Origin of the sequence: Microbacterium salitolerans, from assembly GCF_019720895.1 — a bacterium.
Lineage (GTDB): Bacteria > Actinomycetota > Actinomycetes > Actinomycetales > Microbacteriaceae > Microbacterium.
Genome location: NZ_JAHKSH010000004.1, coordinates 118,034 through 133,662 on the forward strand (window position 1 = coordinate 118,034; position 15,629 = coordinate 133,662).

At 68.9% G+C, this 15,629-nt stretch carries 16 protein-coding genes; 3 read left to right on the plus strand and 13 right to left on the minus strand.

What is annotated here, in order from left to right:
* Positions 1 to 1,146, plus strand: coding sequence for an Mrp/NBP35 family ATP-binding protein (locus tag KOL93_RS10140; protein ID WP_221585245.1), 1,146 nt, complete (start codon positions 1 to 3; stop codon positions 1,144 to 1,146).
* A 7-nt stretch (positions 1,147 to 1,153) separates the two neighbouring features.
* Here KOL93_RS10140 and KOL93_RS10145 read toward each other — a convergent pair whose 3' ends face one another.
* Entirely contained in the window at positions 1,154 to 1,531 is a 378-nt protein-coding gene (locus KOL93_RS10145; RefSeq protein ID WP_221585246.1) for a twin-arginine translocase TatA/TatE family subunit, read from the minus strand.
* Between the two features lie 88 nt (positions 1,532 to 1,619).
* Here KOL93_RS10145 and KOL93_RS10150 point away from each other — a divergent pair, with 88 nt between their 5' ends.
* The gene (locus tag KOL93_RS10150) at positions 1,620 to 2,252 is read left to right on the plus strand and encodes an O-methyltransferase (protein WP_221585247.1); all 633 of its coding nucleotides are present in this window, start codon (positions 1,620 to 1,622) and stop codon (positions 2,250 to 2,252) included.
* 64 nt (positions 2,253 to 2,316) lie between these two features.
* On the opposite strand, the gene KOL93_RS10155 is transcribed toward KOL93_RS10150, so the two are convergent.
* From KOL93_RS10155 to dapE, 3 genes are all read right to left on the minus strand, one after another.
* Positions 2,317 to 2,490, minus strand: coding sequence for a DUF3117 domain-containing protein (locus tag KOL93_RS10155; protein WP_221585248.1), 174 nt, complete (start codon positions 2,488 to 2,490; stop codon positions 2,317 to 2,319).
* A 97-nt stretch (positions 2,491 to 2,587) separates the two neighbouring features.
* Positions 2,588 to 3,850 carry a hypothetical protein gene (locus KOL93_RS10160; RefSeq protein ID WP_308291609.1) on the minus strand — a complete coding sequence of 421 codons (1,263 nt, stop codon included), beginning with the start codon at positions 3,848 to 3,850 and terminating at the stop codon, positions 2,588 to 2,590.
* Positions 3,832 to 4,902, minus strand: a complete 1,071-nt coding sequence (dapE, locus tag KOL93_RS10165; protein ID WP_221585249.1) for a succinyl-diaminopimelate desuccinylase — start codon at positions 4,900 to 4,902, stop codon at positions 3,832 to 3,834. The genes KOL93_RS10160 and dapE overlap by 19 nt, the downstream gene beginning before the upstream one ends.
* 56 nt (positions 4,903 to 4,958) lie before the next feature.
* Between dapE and dapD the strand changes: the two genes are divergently transcribed.
* Positions 4,959 to 5,912, plus strand: coding sequence for a 2,3,4,5-tetrahydropyridine-2,6-dicarboxylate N-succinyltransferase (gene dapD, locus KOL93_RS10170; protein ID WP_221585250.1), 954 nt, complete (start codon positions 4,959 to 4,961; stop codon positions 5,910 to 5,912).
* 69 nt (positions 5,913 to 5,981) lie between these two features.
* On the opposite strand, the gene KOL93_RS10175 is transcribed toward dapD, so the two are convergent.
* From KOL93_RS10175 to KOL93_RS10215, 9 genes are all read right to left on the minus strand, one after another.
* The gene (locus tag KOL93_RS10175) at positions 5,982 to 7,277 is read right to left on the minus strand and encodes a citrate synthase (RefSeq protein WP_221585251.1); all 1,296 of its coding nucleotides are present in this window, start codon (positions 7,275 to 7,277) and stop codon (positions 5,982 to 5,984) included.
* A gap of 151 nt (positions 7,278 to 7,428) precedes the next feature.
* Complete coding sequence (gene dapC / locus KOL93_RS10180) at positions 7,429 to 8,541, minus strand: succinyldiaminopimelate transaminase (protein ID WP_221585252.1); 1,113 nt, start codon at positions 8,539 to 8,541, stop codon at positions 7,429 to 7,431.
* Between the two features lie 96 nt (positions 8,542 to 8,637).
* Positions 8,638 to 8,958: a ferredoxin gene (gene fdxA, locus KOL93_RS10185; protein ID WP_221585253.1), complete on the minus strand. Its 321-nt coding sequence runs from the start codon at positions 8,956 to 8,958 to the stop codon at positions 8,638 to 8,640.
* Between the two features lie 48 nt (positions 8,959 to 9,006).
* Positions 9,007 to 9,411, minus strand: a complete 405-nt coding sequence (locus KOL93_RS10190) for a histidinol dehydrogenase (RefSeq protein WP_221585254.1) — start codon at positions 9,409 to 9,411, stop codon at positions 9,007 to 9,009.
* Positions 9,412 to 9,487: 76 nt separating this feature from the next.
* Complete coding sequence (typA, locus tag KOL93_RS10195; protein WP_221585255.1) at positions 9,488 to 11,392, minus strand: translational GTPase TypA; 1,905 nt, start codon at positions 11,390 to 11,392, stop codon at positions 9,488 to 9,490.
* Positions 11,393 to 11,480: 88 nt separating this feature from the next.
* Entirely contained in the window at positions 11,481 to 12,032 is a 552-nt protein-coding gene (locus KOL93_RS10200; RefSeq protein WP_221585256.1) for a PH domain-containing protein, read from the minus strand.
* Positions 12,033 to 12,102: 70 nt separating this feature from the next.
* Complete coding sequence (locus tag KOL93_RS10205) at positions 12,103 to 13,758, minus strand: dipeptide ABC transporter ATP-binding protein (RefSeq protein ID WP_221585257.1); 1,656 nt, start codon at positions 13,756 to 13,758, stop codon at positions 12,103 to 12,105.
* The gene (locus KOL93_RS10210; RefSeq protein WP_221585258.1) at positions 13,755 to 14,693 is read right to left on the minus strand and encodes an ABC transporter permease; all 939 of its coding nucleotides are present in this window, start codon (positions 14,691 to 14,693) and stop codon (positions 13,755 to 13,757) included. The genes KOL93_RS10205 and KOL93_RS10210 overlap by 4 nt, the downstream gene beginning before the upstream one ends.
* The gene (locus tag KOL93_RS10215; RefSeq protein WP_221585259.1) at positions 14,686 to 15,612 is read right to left on the minus strand and encodes an ABC transporter permease; all 927 of its coding nucleotides are present in this window, start codon (positions 15,610 to 15,612) and stop codon (positions 14,686 to 14,688) included. Before KOL93_RS10215 ends, KOL93_RS10210 begins: the two co-directional genes overlap by 8 nt.
* Positions 15,613 to 15,629 lie beyond the last annotated feature (17 nt).

Genomic DNA, 15,629 nt, shown 5'->3' on the forward strand with positions numbered 1-15,629 from the left:
ATGACATCCGCTCCCCTGGCCGACCGCGTGCGCGAGGCCGTGGGCCGCGTGACAGACCCCGAGCTGCGCCGGCCCCTCGCCGAGCTCGACATGGTGAAGGGCGTCACCGCCGACGGCGACGAGGTGCGCGTCGAGATCGTCCTGACGATCGCGGGCTGCCCCGCCGCGCAGCGCATCGAGCGCGACGTGCGCGAGGCGGCGGAGTCGGTCGCCGGCGCGGGACGCGCGGCGATCGCCGTCGGCGTCATGACGCCCGCCGAGCGTCAGGCGCTGACGGAGAAGCTGCGCGGCCCGAAGAAGCGCAACCCGTTCGGCGAGGGAACCCTCACGCGCGTCATCGCCGTCACGAGCGGCAAGGGCGGCGTCGGAAAGTCGACCGTCACGGCGAACCTCGCGGTCGCACTCGCGCAGCGAGGGCTCTCTGTGGGGCTCATCGACGCCGATGTGCACGGCTTCTCGATTCCGCAGCTGCTGGGGCTCGTCCAGGGCGGCGAGGCCCCGTCTCCGACGCAGGTGGGCGAGCTCATCCTCCCGCCCGTCGCGCACGACGTGAAGGCGATCTCGATCGGCATGTTCCTCCGGCAGTCCGATGGATCCGCGCCCGGCGCCGTCATGTGGCGCGGGCCGATGCTGCACCGCACGCTCGAGCAGTTCCTCACGGATGTGTTCTTCGGCGACCTCGACGTGCTGCTGCTCGACATGCCGCCGGGCACGGGCGACATCGCGATCTCGGCGGGGCATCTGCTCCCGGGTGCGGAGGTTCTGGTCGTCACGACGCCGCAGCGCGCCGCAAGCGACGTCGCCATCCGCTCGGGTCTCGTGGCCAGACAGGTCGGTCAGCGCGTCATCGGCGTCGTCGAGAACATGGCGGCCATGCCGATGCCCGACGGCACGACGCTCGAGTTGTTCGGCTCCGGCGGCGGCGAGGAGGTCTCCCGCGCGCTCACGAACGACGAGCAGGACGTGCCGGTGCTCGCGTCGGTCCCCCTGAGTCCGGCTCTGCGGACCGCAGGCGACGATGGGACCCCGATCGTCGTCGCGCACCCGGAGGATCCGAGCGCCCGCGCGATCGACGAGCTGGCGGGTCGGATCGCCGAGCGCGGCCGGAGCCTCGCCGGCCGCAGGCTGCCGGTCTCGACGGGCTGAGCCGAGATCAGGTCGCTTCGTCGTCGAACGGCGGCGGCTCTTCTGCGGAGAACGTGCGGGCGACGAGCGGCGACGTCCGCGGAGGCTGGACAGCCCTGGCGGCGGCAGGTGCGGCCGCGGCGGGCTCGTCGTCGTCGAGCAGCGCCTCGCGGATGATGCGTCGAGGGTCGTACTGGCGCGGGTCGAGCTTCTGCCAGTCGACGTCGGCCATCTCGTCGCCCATCTCGTCCTGCACGCGCGTGCGCGCGCCCTGGATGTACGACTTGATCTGCCTGGTGGTGCGGCCCAGCCACTGCGCGGCCTGAGGAAGACGTTCCGGCCCGATGAGGATCGCGGCGATCACGCCGATGATGACGATCTTCTCGATCGCGAACCCACTGAACATGACTCTCAGGTTAGTGCCGCGAGGCGGCTGCTCGTGACACGTCCCGCCCTGTGCGGGCGGTCAGGCATCACGGCATAAGGTGGAGCGCATGAGTGAGAGCGCCGTGGCACGTTTCGTTCGTGAGGCGACCATCGAACCCGATCACATCGTTCGCGCCCGCCAGCACGCTCTCGAACTCGGTGCTGCTCCGCTGAGCCCCGTCGTCGGCGCGCAGTGCGCGGTGATCGCCGCCGCGGCCGGCGCGCGATCCATGATCGAGATCGGCACGGGCGCGGGTGTCTCCGGACTGTGGCTGCTGCACGGCGCGCCGGATGCCGTGCTCACGACGATCGACAAGGAGCCCGAGCACCTCGCGGCCGCCCGCTCGGCGTTCGCGGCCGCCCGCGTCCCGTCCTCCCGCGTGCGATACATCACAGGGCGCGCGGCCGACGTGCTCCCCCGCATGAATGAACAGGCATACGACATCGTCATGATCGACGCCGACCTCGCCGGTGTCATCGACTACGTCGCGCACGGACTGCGCCTCGCGCGCCCCGGCGGCGTCGTGCTCGTGCCCCGCGTCCTCCACGGGGGCAAGGTGGCGGATCCGGTCGCGCGCGACGAGATCACGGCCGATTTCCGCGGGCTCATCACCGAGACGCTCGGATCCTCCGCCGTCGTGTCGTCGCTGTCGACAGCTGGCGAGGGCCTCCTGCAGATCACCACGGCGAAGACAAGCTGACCTCTCCATATGCGACGACGGGCCGGATCCCTCAGGATTCCGGCCCGTCGATCTGCGAATCAGCTCAGGCTGCTTCCACTGCGGTGCCCAGCACGCGGTGAAGCTCCTTCGCCTCCTCGCCGTTCACGGAGACGACGAGGCGTCCGCCGCCCTCGAGCGGAACGCGGACGATGATGAGGCGCCCCTCCTTCACGGCCTCCATGGGTCCGTCTCCGGTGCGCGGCTTCATAGCAGCCATAGTGGCTCCCCTTCCTGATTGGTCGGAGCCATTCTATCGCTCAGGTGTTTCTCACCTATTCGCGAATCGCTCAAATGTCGTGTGATGACGCACATCTTCATGGAACGAGGGCGAACGTATTCCCATACCCGTACATGGCGTGGATCCACGTGAACTGGGCGGCCGTGAGAACGGCGAGGATGAGGATCCGCGTCGACCGCAGCAGCGGAATCGCCGCGACCGCCCCGGCCAGCGGGGCGAGCGGCAGCAGCAGGCGCAGCACGCTCGACTGCGGGAACAGCACCAACGCCAGATAGACGAGATAGCTCGCGAGCCAGAGACGCGTCTCGACGCCGAGTGCGCGCACGGGCCGCAGCCAGAACATGCCGACGGCCGCGGCGGCGATGACGGCGAGCAGGGCGTATCCGGCCCACGCGGGGATCCCCCAGATGCCCGCCCACGCGTCCGCCGCCTGCAGCCATCCTTCGCCCGGGAGGAAGTGGCCCGCGTCGCCGCCGATCCAGCCGCGACGCCAGGACAGCTCCGTGTCGAGGTACGCCGATGCGTCGCCCGTGACGCCGTTGGCGATGACCGGCCAGGCGAAGCCCGTGATCGTCCCGATCGCGCCGAGGGCGAGGATGTGCACGACCTCGCTGCGGTGGATGGGCCTCTCGCGTCGGTGCCGCAGCCGCCAGAGACCGAAGAGCGCGATCGTCAGGGCGAACGCGAGCACGCCGGGGCGCGTGAACGCCATGGCGGGAATGATCGCGTAGAGCCACCCCCACCGCCGCCTCTCGAGACACACGAGACCGGCGAGGACGAGGGCGAGGAACAGCGCCTCGGCGTACGCGACCTGGAACATCAGCGCGAGGGGACCGGCGGCGAGGAAGGCGACGCCCCAGAGCGCCGACCCGTCGCCGAGGCGCGGTGCGAGGAGCGCGTGCAGCGCCCAGCAGGCGAAGAACCCCGCCACGAGGGAGATGGCCGCGGCGCACCACGCCCACGCGTCGGCGACGGCCCAGACATCGACGGATCCGAACCCCGCACCGGGGACGACAGCGGCCATGGCGCGTGCGAGCATCGGGAACACGGGCATGAACGCCCATGCGTTCTGCTGCACGAGACCGTCCTCGCCGACGGGCAGCTGCGTCGGGTACCCGTTGAGCGCGATCTCGCGATACCACGCGCCATCCCAGCCGACGATGTAGTCGAGGATCGAGGGATCCGCGCCGTGGCGGCCGTTCTCCGGTGCGAGCGCCGCGCTCGCGAGCACCAGCAGCGTCGTCACGACGCGCGCGATCCCATAGACGATCAGGACCCGCGCCCAGACGGGCAGCGCGAGGAGCCGGGCGGAGAGGCCGGTCAGGCGCTCGTCAGCCACGCGCGGAGCCCTCGCTCGACCGCGACGATCTGCGACACGGGCACCCGCTCCTGGTCGTGGTGCGCGAGCTGCGCATCTCCGGGACCGTAGTTGACGGCCGGGATCCCCAGTTCGCTGAACCGGGCGACATCCGTCCAGCCGTATTTCGGCTTGGCCACGCCGCCGACGGCGGCGACGAACGCCTGCGCGAGCGGGGCGTCGAGCCCGGGACGCGCGCCGGGCGACAGGTCGGTCACCTCGACGTCGAACCCGTCGAACACGCGCCGCACGTACGCGACGGCCTCGTCGCCCGAGAGATTCGGCGCGAAGCGGTAGTTGACCTCGATCTCGCACGCGTCGGGGATGACGTTGCCCGCGACTCCCCCGCCGATGCGCACGGCGTTGAGCCCCTCGCGATAGGCGAGCCCCTCGACCTCGACCGTGCGCGCCTGGTACTCCGCGAGTCGCTGCAGGAGCGACGCGGCGTGGTGGATCGCGTTCTCCCCCATCCACCACCGAGCGCTGTGGGCGCGGATGCCCTCCGTGCGGATGACCGCGCGCATCGTGCCGTTGCAGCCGCCCTCGACGGCGCCGTTCGACGGCTCCCCTAGGATCGCGAAGTCGGCCTCGAGCAGCTCGGGGTGGTGGCGTGCGATACGGCCGAGGCCGTTCTTGGTCGCCTCCACCTCCTCGTGGTCGTACCAGACCCAGGTGATGTCGACGACAGGATCCACGAGCTCGGCGGCGAGCTTGAGCTGCACGGCCACGCCCGCCTTCATGTCGACGCTCCCGCGCCCCCAGATGACGTCCTCGCCGCCCTCGACGATGTCACGGGTCGGCAGGTTGTCGTTGATCGGCACGGTGTCGAGGTGGCCGGCGATGACGACGCGCTTGTCGCGGCCGAGCTGGGTGCGCGCCACGATCGCGTCGCCGTCTCGCACGATCTCGAGGTGGTCGCAGGGACGCAGCGCGGCGACGACCGCGTCGGCCAGCGCCTTCTCATCGCCCGACTCGCTGGGAATGTCGCAGATGGCGCGGGTGATGTCGGCGGACGACGCAGTGAGATCGAGCATGCGTCCCAGCCTATTCGGCGCGAGGGATCCCGCCGACCCTCGGTAGCCTGGGTGCCATGACTGACACCCGCTGGGCTTCCGGCGTCGGCATCGCGACCATCGCGTCCGACGGAACGGTTCTCGACACCTGGTACCCTTCTCCCGCCCTCTCCCCCCTCGCCGACCGCGATGTCGACGCGGAGCGCGACGCGCTCACCGCGCAGACCGGCCCGGACGAACGGCGCGATGTGACGACCGAGGTCGTCGCCATCGAGATCGACCTCGACGCGCCCGTCGCGTCGACGAGCGACGCCTATCTGCGCCTGCACGCGCTCTCGCACCTGCTCGTCGCTCCCAACGGCCTCAGCCTCGATGGCCTGTTCGGGCATCTCCAGAACGTCGCCTGGACGACGGCGGGTGCCATGGTGGCCAGCGAGGCCGCGACGCGCCTTCCCGCCCTGCGCCGCGCCGGCGTGCAGGTGTACGCCGTCGACAAGTTCCCCCGGCTGACCGACTACGTCCTCCCCGAGGGCGTGCGCATCGCCGACGCCTCGCGCGTCCGCCTCGGCGCGCACCTCGCGCCGGGCAGCGTCGTCATGCACGAGGGATTCGTGAACTTCAACGCCGGCACGCTCGGCACCTCCATGGTCGAAGGGCGCATCTCGCAGGGCGTCGTCGTCGGCGACGGATCCGACATCGGCGGCGGCGCCTCGATCATGGGCACGCTGTCGGGCGGCGGCGCACATCGCGTGTCGATCGGCCAGCGCACGCTCCTGGGCGCCAACGCCGGCATCGGCATCTCGCTCGGCGACGACTGCGTCGTCGAGGCGGGCCTCTACGTCACCGCGGGCACCAAGGTCGTGCTCGCCGACGAGCCGAAGACGTCCGACGGCGCGCCCCGCGTCGTCAAGGGCGCGCAGCTGTCGGGCGCGAACGGCATGCTCTTCATCCGCAACTCGGTCACGGGATCCATCGAGGCACGAGTGCGCTCCGGCGTGGGAGTGACGCTCAACGAGACTCTGCACGCCTGATCCGCAGCTCGCACGCGAAAGCGGCCGCTCTCCCGAAGGAGGCGGCCGCTTTCGCTTGCGTCGCCGGATCTATGCGCCGGGGTACTGGCGCTCGCCCGCGCCGAGGAACAGCTGCTGCGGGCGGCCGATCTTGCCCTGGCGATCGAGGTTGCTCTCGCGCCAGTGAGCGAGCCAGCCCGGAAGGCGGCCGATCGCGAACAGCACCGTGAACACCCGCGTCGGGAAGCCCATGGCCTTGTAGATGACGCCCGTGTAGAAGTCGACGTTCGGGTACAGGTTGCGCGACTGGAAGTACTCGTCACCGAGCGCGATCTCCTCGAGCTCCTTTGCGAGGTCGAGCAGCGGATCGCTGACGCCGAGCGCCTCGAGCACCTCGTCGGCCGACTGCTTGACGATCGTGGCGCGCGGGTCGAAGTTCTTGTAGACGCGGTGCCCGAAGCCCATGAGCTTCACGCCGTCTTCCTTGTTCTTGACACGCTCGACGAAGCGGCCGACGCCCTCGCCCGAGTCGCGGATCTGCGCGAGCATCTTGAGGACGGCCTCGTTGGCGCCGCCGTGGAGCGGGCCGGAGAGGGCCTGGATGCCCGCCGAGATCGAGGCGAACTGGTCGGCGCCGGTCGAACCGACGAGACGCACGGTCGACGTCGACGCATTCTGCTCGTGGTCCTCGTGGAGGATCAGGAGACGCTCGAGCGCACGGGCCATGACCGGGTCGACCTCGTAGGGCTCGGCCATGTTGCCGAAGTTGAGGCGCAGGAAGTTCTCGACGTACCCGAGCGAGTTGTCAGGATAGAGGAACGCCTGTCCGTTCGACGTCTTGTGCGCGTACGCCGCGATGACGGGAAGCTTCGCGAGCAGGCGGATGATGTTCATCTCGACGTGCTCGGGGTTGTTCGGGTCGGACTGGCCCTCGTAGTACGTCGACAGCGCCGACGTGGCCGAGGAGAGGACCGCCATGGGGTGCGCGCCGGACGGGAGCGCCGAGAAGAAGCGCTTGAGATCTTCGTGCAGCAGCGTGTGGTGCCGGATCTTTTCGTCGAACTCGGCGAGCTCGTCGGCCGTGGGGAGCTCGCCGTAGATGAGGAGCCAGGCGACCTCGAGGAAGCTCGCGTTCTCGGCGAGCTGGTCGATCGGATACCCGCGGTAGCGCAGGATGCCCGCTTCGCCGTCGATGTAGGTGATCTCCGACTTCGTCGACGCGGTGTTCACGAAGCCGTAGTCGAGGGCGGTGTATCCGGTCTGCTTCGACAGGGTCGAGACGTCGATCGCGGACTTGCCGTCGACGGCCGGCAGAACGGGGAACTCAGCGGTCTTGTCGCCGACTGTCAGGGTGGCCTTCTCGGGCAGGTTTCCCGCGTCGCTCACGGCGCCTCCTCACGTGTTGTGCTTGCAGTGCAACAGGTCGGACTCGCCCGCGGGTTCTGCGGGATGTCCCGGACTACCCTATCGGGCGACAGGGGTCACTGTGAAAATCGGCAGGGTTGCCCCCGTTTCGATTGTGGATCTCCACGAACCGTCAGCGAGCGCTCGCGCGCAGCCGGTCGGCAGCGGCGGCCACGCGCTCATCCGACGCGGTGAGAGACAGTCGCACGTGCTGCGGGAAGAACCCGCCGTAGAACACACCGGGCCCGGCCAGGATTCCGAGCTCGGCGAGGCGTGCCATCGAATCCCAGGCATCGCGTTCCTCCGTAGCCCAGAGGTACAGGCCGGCCTCGCTCGCATCGATGCGGAAACCCGCCTGCTCGAGCGCGGGCTTCAGAGTGTCGCGGCGCGCGCGATAGATCTCCCTCTGCACGCGCACGTGCTCGTCGTCCCCCAGAGCCGCCGTCATCGCGTGCTGCACGGGAGCAGGCGGCATCAGACCGAGATGCTTCCGGTTCTTCAGGAGCTGCGCGACGATGCGGCCGCAGCCCGCGACGAACGCCGCGCGATAGCCCGCGAGGTTCGACTGCTTGCTGAGCGAGTACACGCTCAGGAGATTCTCGCGGGTGTCGCCCGCGACACGCGGGTCGAGCACGCTGGGGATCGGCTCGGCACCCCAGGGGGCGTCCCACCCGAGCTCGGCATAGCACTCGTCGCTGGCGAGGACGGCACCGATCTCGCGTGCGCGCTCGACGGCGGCGCGGAGCTCGTCCACGCTCCACACGCGACCATCGGGATTGCCGGGCGAGTTGATCCAGACGAGCTTGGTTCCCTCCGGCCATTCGGACGGGTCGTCAGCCGGAACCGGCGTCGCGCCGGCGACGCGCGCGCCGACCTCGTACGTCGGATAGGCCGCGCGCGGATGCACGACGATGTCGCCGTCCCCCAGGCCGAGGAGCGTCGGCAGCAGCGCCACGAGCTCCTTCGATCCGATGGTGGGGAGCACGTTGCGGCGCTCGAGACCCGGAACCCCGCGCCGACGCGCATACCAGGACGCGATCGCATCGCGGAGCTCTGCGGAACCGGTCGTCGCCGGATACGCATGTGCGTCGGTCGCCGACACGAGCGCATCGCGGATGACCTGCGGAGTCGGATCGATCGGAGAGCCGATCGACAGGTCGCAGAGTCCGCCGGGGTGCTGCGCCGCGCGCTCACGCAACGGCTCGACGGCGTCCCAGGGATAGTCGTCGAGGTCGTTGATCGACATTCGGCTCCTCCAGAGCTCGATGCGCGGCCGTCGTGCGGTGGAGGACGATGTCCTGCTCCGCACGCCGCCGACGCCGGAGCTGTTCTCGTCGGTCGCTCAGTCGCCCTGCGGGGGAAGGGCGGAGATGACGGGGTGGTCCTTGCTGATCACGCCGACCTTGGCGGCGCCTCCCGGCGATCCCACGTCCTCGAAGAACTCGACGTTGGCCTTGTAGTAGTCCTGCCACTCGTCGGGGAGATCATCCTCGTAGTAGATCGCCTCGACGGGGCACACGGGCTCGCAGGCGCCGCAGTCGACGCACTCGTCGGGGTGGATGTAGAGGCTGCGTTCACCCTCGTAGATGCAGTCGACCGGACATTCATCGATGCAGGCGCGGTCTTTGACGTCCACGCAGGGAAGGGCGATCACGTAAGTCACGTGCCCGATTCTACGCCCGCATCTGGGGCGACGCCCCGAAGGCGAGCCTTACTGTTTCGCCTCGTTACCGATCGCGCGGAGCCTCGTCATACTCGGCCACGCGACGACCACCAGAACGATGCCCGCCAGCAGGATCGACCAGACGATGCCGAACGGGAACTCCCCCTCCGCGGCCTGCGGCACGACGACCGATCCGCCGGGGCCGCGGCCCGAGTACACGAGCAGCGCTGCGAGCATGCCGATGCCCGCGGCGAGCACCGCTCCCCGGTCGTCGATCAGCAGTCGGGTCGCGATGAGCAGTGCGAGGCACCCGATTCCGCCCACGATCATCCCCACCGGAATCCACGTGGCGACGACGAGCGGATGCGAGATGGTGCCGGCGACGCCGAACACGGCACCCGCGACGAACGCGAGGATCCACGACGCGATGCGGTGGGGCCAGGGAGTGCGCATGCTCTCCAGCGTACGTCCCGCCCTGAGACGACGAACACGCGGGCTCCCAGGGAGCCCGCGCGTTCGAGGGGGCAGATCAGTTCTGGCGCTTGAGGCGCGACGTCGCGCGCCCGCGCTCGGTCTGCGACAGGATCACCTTGCGAATGCGCACGGTCTCCGGGGTGACCTCGACGCACTCGTCCTCGCCCGCGAACTCGAGCGACTCCTCGAGCGAGAGGATGCGCGGCGGCGTCATCGACTCGAACGAGTCGGCCGTGGCCGAGCGCATGTTCGTGAGCTTCTTCTCCTTGGTGATGTTCACGTCCATGTCGTCGGCGCGCGAGTTCTCGCCGATGACCATGCCCTCGTAGACCTCCTCCGTCGGCTTGACGAAGAACGACATGCGCTCCTGGAGAGCGATCATCGCGAACGGGGTGACGACGCCGGAGCGGTCGGCGACGATCGAGCCCTGCGCGCGCGCCTCGATCTGGCCGGCCCAGGGACCGTAGCCGTGCGAGAGCGCGTTGGCGATGCCCGTTCCGCGCGTCGTCGAGAGGAAGACGGTGCGGAAGCCGATGAGGCCGCGCGACGGCACGACGAACTCCATGCGGATCCAGCCCGTGCCGTGGTTGGTCATCGTCTCCATGCGGCCCTTGCGACCGGCGAGGAGCTGAGTGATGGCGCCGAGGTACTCCTCGGGGACGTCGATCGTGAGGTGCTCGTAGGGCTCCTCGACCTTGCCGTCCTCACCCTTGCGCGTGACGACCTGCGGCTTGCCGACCGTGAGCTCGAAGCCCTCGCGTCGCATGTTCTCGACGAGGATCGCGAGCTGCAGCTCGCCGCGGCCCTGCACCTCCCAGGCGTCGGGCTTGCCGATGTCGTTGACGCGGATCGACATGTTGCCGATGAGCTCGCGGTCGAGGCGGTCCTTCACCATGCGACCCGTGAGCTTGTGGCCCTTGACCTTGCCGACGAGCGGCGAGGTGTTCGTGCCGATCGTCATCGAGATCGACGGCTCGTCGATCGTGATCTGCGGAAGCGGGCGGATGTCGTCGGGGTCGGCGATCGTCTCGCCGATCATGATGTCCTCGAAACCGGCGATGACGGCGATGTCGCCGGGGCCGGCCTGCTCGGCCGGGTAGCGGTCGAGCGCCTTCGTCATCTGCAGCTCGGTGATGCGCGCGTTCTGCGTTGTGCCATCGCGGCGAACCCAGGCGACCGTCTGCCCCTTCTTCAGCGTGCCGTTGAACACGCGCAGCAGCGCGAGGCGGCCCAGGAAGGACGAGGAGTCGAGGTTCGTGACCCAGGCCTGCAGCGGCGCCTCGTCGTCGTACGTCGGCGCGGGGACGTGCTGAAGGATCGCCTCGAACAGCGGCTCGAGGTTCTCGCTGTCGGGAAGGGACCCGTTCTCGGGCCGCGTGCGGCTCGCGACGCCCGCGCGACCCGAGGCGTAGACGACCGGCACGTCGAGCAGCGCATCGACGTCGAGGTCGGGCACGTCATCGGCCAGGTCGCCCGCGAGACCGAGGAGCAGGTCCTGCGCCTCGCCCTCGACCTCCTCGATGCGCGAGTCGGGACGGTCGGTCTTGTTGACGAGGAGGATCACGGGCAGCTTCGCCTCGAGCGCCTTGCGGAGCACGAAGCGGGTCTGCGGGAGCGGGCCCTCGGATGCGTCGACGAGGAGGACGACGCCGTGCACCATCGACAGGCCGCGCTCGACCTCGCCGCCGAAGTCGGCGTGACCCGGCGTGTCGATGACGTTGATCGTGACGGGCTCGTCGGTGTGCTCGCCGTTGTACGTGATCGCCGTGTTCTTGGCGAGGATCGTGATGCCCTTCTCACGCTCGAGATCGTTCGAGTCCATCGCGCGTTCGTCGACGTGTTCGTGGTCGCCGAAGGATCCGGTCTGTCGCAGCATGGCGTCGACGAGCGTGGTCTTGCCGTGGTCGACGTGCGCGACGATCGCGACGTTTCGGAGATCGGAACGGTGGACGAGCGCCATGTAAGGGGTCCTTCGCAGGTAGGGAATCGCCCCAGAGTCAGGGCAGTTCATCCTACCGTGGCCGCCTGGGCTCGCGCCGACAGCGAACTCAGCCGGGGAGGACGGGACCGCCGGTCACCGTGAGCGCGAACGCGATCCAGCAGACGATCAGCGCGCCCGCGGCGATCGCGCCCACGTTCCACGACCGCTCGACCGGGCGGTCGTCGGCCTCGGCCTCCGCGTGCAGTCGCTCGAGCTGCGCGACCTCGTCCTCCGCTGGATCCGACGACGCGCGCTTCAGCTGGAGGTGCATGCGGCGCGAGTGGCCGCCCCACGCCGTGATCTTGCCGCCGGCGCGCAGGTCGAACTCGGCGCTGTACCGCAGACGCACGCCCGCCACTGCCGACCACGGCAGGTCGACGATGCGCAGCAGGTTATGCAGGCGCACGCCGCGCCCGTCGGCGACGATGCGCGGCACCACCTGGAACACCCACACCAGCCAGCAGACCGCCAGCAGCCACGGCGCGACGAGGAACGCGTCCCATGCACCCCCGCGGACCGCCATGTCGCCGATGAGGAACAGGCTGACGCCGCCCGCGAGCGCGAGCCACACCCAGCCCATGACGGAGCGGAACACGACCTTCTCGGAGGAATCGGGCATGGTCCCCAGCATACGAAGACGACGCTGGGCGCCCTCCCCATCGGAAGGACGCCCCGCGGATGAGGTTGCGTCAGGCGCCGAGCGTCACATCGCGGCCGGGAATCGCGTCGAGCAGGCGACGCGTGTACTCCTGGTCGGGATCCTGGAACACGCGGTCGACAGACCCCTGCTCGACGACACGTCCCTTCTCCATCACCGTGACCAGGTCGGCCGCGACGCGCACGACGGCGAGGTCGTGGGTGATGAACAGGTACGTCAGGTCGAGCTCCGACTGCAGATCGGCGAGCAGCTGCAGGATCTGGTCCTGCACGAGCACGTCGAGCGCCGACACCGCCTCGTCGAGGATGACGATCGACGGCTTGAGAGCGAGGGCGCGCGCGATCGCGATGCGCTGACGCTGGCCGCCCGAGAGCTCGTTCGGGTAGCGCCACGCCAGCTCTCGCGGGAGCGCGACCTGCTCGAGGAGCTCGAACACGCGCTCGCGACGCGACGAGCCGTCCCCCACGCCATGGATCTTGAGCGGCTCCGAGATGAGCGCGCCGATCGACCGCATGGGATCCAGAGAACCGTACGGATCCTGGAACACCGGCTGCATGCGGCCGCGGAGCGCGAACACGTCGCGACGCGACATCTGCGTGGTGTCGCGCCCCTCGATCTGCACGGATCCGCTCGTCGGCTTCTCGAGCTGCAGGAGCATCTTCGCGACGGTCGACTTGCCCGATCCCGACTCGCCCACGAGAGCGAGCGTCTTGCCCTTCGGGATCTGGAACGACACGTTGTCGACGGCGCGGAACGGCACGCTGCGCATGCCGCCCGTGCGGATCTTGTAGTCCTTCACGAGATCCACGACCTCGACGACGGGCGGCGTCTCACGGATGGTGGACGTCGCGACCTGCGCGTCGCTCTCGACGATGCTCGCCTGGATCCGCTTCGACGCCAGGCTCGGCGCCGCCGCGACGAGGCGCTGCGTGTACGGGTGCCGCGGATCCTCGAGGATGGCGCGACTCGGGCCCGACTCGACGATCTCGCCGCGGTTCATCACGATGATCCGGTCGGCGCGATCGGCCGCGAGGCCGAGGTCGTGCGTGATGAAGAGCACCGAGGTGCCCTTCTCACGCGTCAGCGATGCGAGGTGATCGAGGATCACTCGCTGCACCGTGACGTCAAGCGCGCTCGTCGGCTCGTCGGCGATCAGCAGCTTCGGGTCGGCCGCGAGGCCGATGCTGATCAGCGCACGCTGGCGCATGCCTCCCGAGAACTGGTGCGGGTACTGGTGCAGGCGACGCTCGGCGTCGTCGAGACCCGCCTGCTTCAGCACCTCGACCGTGCGGGCGTGCACGTCCTTGCGGCTCGAGGCGAGACCGTTCGCGCGCACCGTCTCCTTGACCTGGAAGCCGATCGACCACACGGGGTTGAGGTTCGACATCGGATCCTGCGGGACGTACCCGATCTCGCGACCGCGGATCTGCTCCATCCGCCCGCGCGAGACGGAGGTGAGCTCCGTGCCGTCGAGCGTCACGGATCCGCCGGTCACCTGACCGGTGCCGGGCAGGAGGTCGATGATCGCCGTGGCCGTCGTCGACTTGCCGGATCCCGACTCCCCGACGATCGCAACCGTCTCGCCTTCGAACACGTCGAGATCGATGCCGTGCACGACCTCCGTCTGCTTCTTTCCGCGCCCGAACGCGATGCGCAGGCCGCGGACGCTCAGAAGTGGCTCGCTCATCGCTCAGCCCTCGCCTTCGGATCGAGGGCGTCTCGGAAGACTTCGCCCAGCGTGATGAATGCCAGCACCGTGCACGTGAGCGCGAGCGACGGCCAGAACAGCGCCATGGGCGCGGTGCGGATCGTCGTCTGCGCCTCGCCGATGTCGGCGCCCCACGAGATCGTGTCGTTGAGTCCGATACCGAGGAACGCGAGAGTCGACTCCGCCACGATCGCGTGACCGAGGCTGATGGTCGCGACGACGATGACGGGTGCCATCGCGTTCGGCAGCACGTGGACGACGAGCGTCTTGAAGCGGTGCATCCCGAGGGCGATCGACGCCATGACGAAATCGAACTGCTTGACGCGCAGGATCTCCGCGCGCACGATGCGCGCCGTCGACGCCCAGGAGAACCCGCCGATCGCGAACGCGAGGACGAGCATCGTGCGCTGATCGGACGGCATGACCGTCATCACGACGATCGCGGCGATCACGTAGGGGATGGTGAAGAAGATATCGCCGACGCGCGAGAGCACGGAGTCGAGGAACCCACCGTAGAAGGCCGCAAGCGAGCCCATCACGAGTCCGATCGACGTGCCGATGAGCGTCGCGAGCAGGCCCACGACGATCGACGTGCGTGCGCCCCAGGCGATGCGCGTCCAGATGTCGCAGCCCTGACGGGTGAATCCGAGCGGATGCCCTCGCGACGGGCCGCCGTTGCTGTCGGCGAGGTTGCATGCTCCGCCCGAGGGCGAGATGTTCGTGAACAGCGACGGGAACGCGGCCATCACGACGACCAGCGCCGCGACGACGAGCGACACCCAGAACAGGGGGCGGCCGCGCATATCGCGCCAGGCGTCGAGCCAGAGGTTGCTGCGCTTCTCGTCGACACGCACCTGGTCGACGACGACATCCGCATCCTTCACGGGAGCGACGAAATGTGTGTGGTCAGACATAGCGGATCCTCGGGTCGAGCAGACCGTAGAGCAGGTCGATCAGCAGGTTCAGCAGCACGTAGACGACCACGAAGATCGTCACGAACGACACGATCGTCGGGGTCTCGTGGCGCAGGATCGCCTGATAGAGCGTGTTCCCCACACCGGGCACGTTGAAGATCGCCTCCGTGACGGTCGCGCCGACCATGAGGATGCCGAACTGCGTGCCGGTGTCGGTCACCATCGGGATCAGCGAGTTGCGGAGCACGTGAACCGGGATCACGCGACGGCGCGACAGACCTTTTCCATAGGCGGTGCGCACCCAGTCCTGACCGAGCGTCTCGATCGTCGAGGCGCGCGTCAGCCGCATGCTCGAGGCGTAGATGCTGAGCGCGAGCGTGATCGCCGGAAGTATCAGTCCGCTCCAGCCGTTGTCCGACCCGACGGTCGGACTGAACCAGCCGAGCTGCACGCCGAAGAAGAACTGGAACGTGAAGCCGACGACGAACACGGGGACGGCCACGAACACCAGCGCGATGATGAGCATCGCGTGGTCGAACCAGGTGTTCTTGAAGATCGCCGACGCGACGCCGATGATGATCGCGAGGCCGAAGGCCATCACGACCGCCTCGACCGCGAGTCGCAGCGTCACGGGGAACGTCCGGGCGAGCGTCTCGATGACGGGCTGCCCGTTGTAGCCGACGCCGAAGTCGAGCCGCAGGATCCCGCTGAGGTAGTTCAGATACTGCACGATGAACGGCTCGTCGAGCATGTATCGGTCTCGGATGATCTGCAGCTGCGCCTCGGGCGGCTGCTTGTCGCCGAACATCGCGGCGACCGGATCACCCGGCATGGCGAAGACCATGAAGTAGATCAGGAGGGTCGCCCCGAGGAACACGGGGATCACCTGCAGGACCCGTCGGAGGATGTAATAGCCCACCCTCGCGCCTCCTTACT

What these genes read in the sequence shown, in the direction of transcription:
- KOL93_RS10190 (WP_221585254.1), bottom strand. Translation starts at nt 9,411, where the DNA reads ATGCGCACTCCCTGGCCCCACCGCATCGCGTCGTGGATCCTCGCGTTC.
- KOL93_RS10155 (WP_221585248.1), bottom strand. Translation starts at nt 2,490, where the DNA reads ATGGCTGCTATGAAGCCGCGCACCGGAGACGGACCCATGGAGGCCGTG.
- KOL93_RS10145 (WP_221585246.1), bottom strand. Translation starts at nt 1,531, where the DNA reads ATGTTCAGTGGGTTCGCGATCGAGAAGATCGTCATCATCGGCGTGATC.
- dapC (WP_221585252.1), bottom strand. Translation starts at nt 8,541, where the DNA reads ATGTCGATCAACGACCTCGACGACTATCCCTGGGACGCCGTCGAGCCG.
- KOL93_RS10140 (WP_221585245.1), top strand. Translation starts at nt 1, where the DNA reads ATGACATCCGCTCCCCTGGCCGACCGCGTGCGCGAGGCCGTGGGCCGC.
- KOL93_RS10200 (WP_221585256.1), bottom strand. Translation starts at nt 12,032, where the DNA reads ATGCCCGATTCCTCCGAGAAGGTCGTGTTCCGCTCCGTCATGGGCTGG.
- KOL93_RS10210 (WP_221585258.1), bottom strand. Translation starts at nt 14,693, where the DNA reads ATGTCTGACCACACACATTTCGTCGCTCCCGTGAAGGATGCGGATGTC.
- KOL93_RS10150 (WP_221585247.1), top strand. Translation starts at nt 1,620, where the DNA reads ATGAGTGAGAGCGCCGTGGCACGTTTCGTTCGTGAGGCGACCATCGAA.
- dapD (WP_221585250.1), top strand. Translation starts at nt 4,959, where the DNA reads ATGACTGACACCCGCTGGGCTTCCGGCGTCGGCATCGCGACCATCGCG.
- typA (WP_221585255.1), bottom strand. Translation starts at nt 11,392, where the DNA reads ATGGCGCTCGTCCACCGTTCCGATCTCCGAAACGTCGCGATCGTCGCG.
- dapE (WP_221585249.1), bottom strand. Translation starts at nt 4,902, where the DNA reads ATGCTCGATCTCACTGCGTCGTCCGCCGACATCACCCGCGCCATCTGC.
- KOL93_RS10205 (WP_221585257.1), bottom strand. Translation starts at nt 13,758, where the DNA reads ATGAGCGAGCCACTTCTGAGCGTCCGCGGCCTGCGCATCGCGTTCGGG.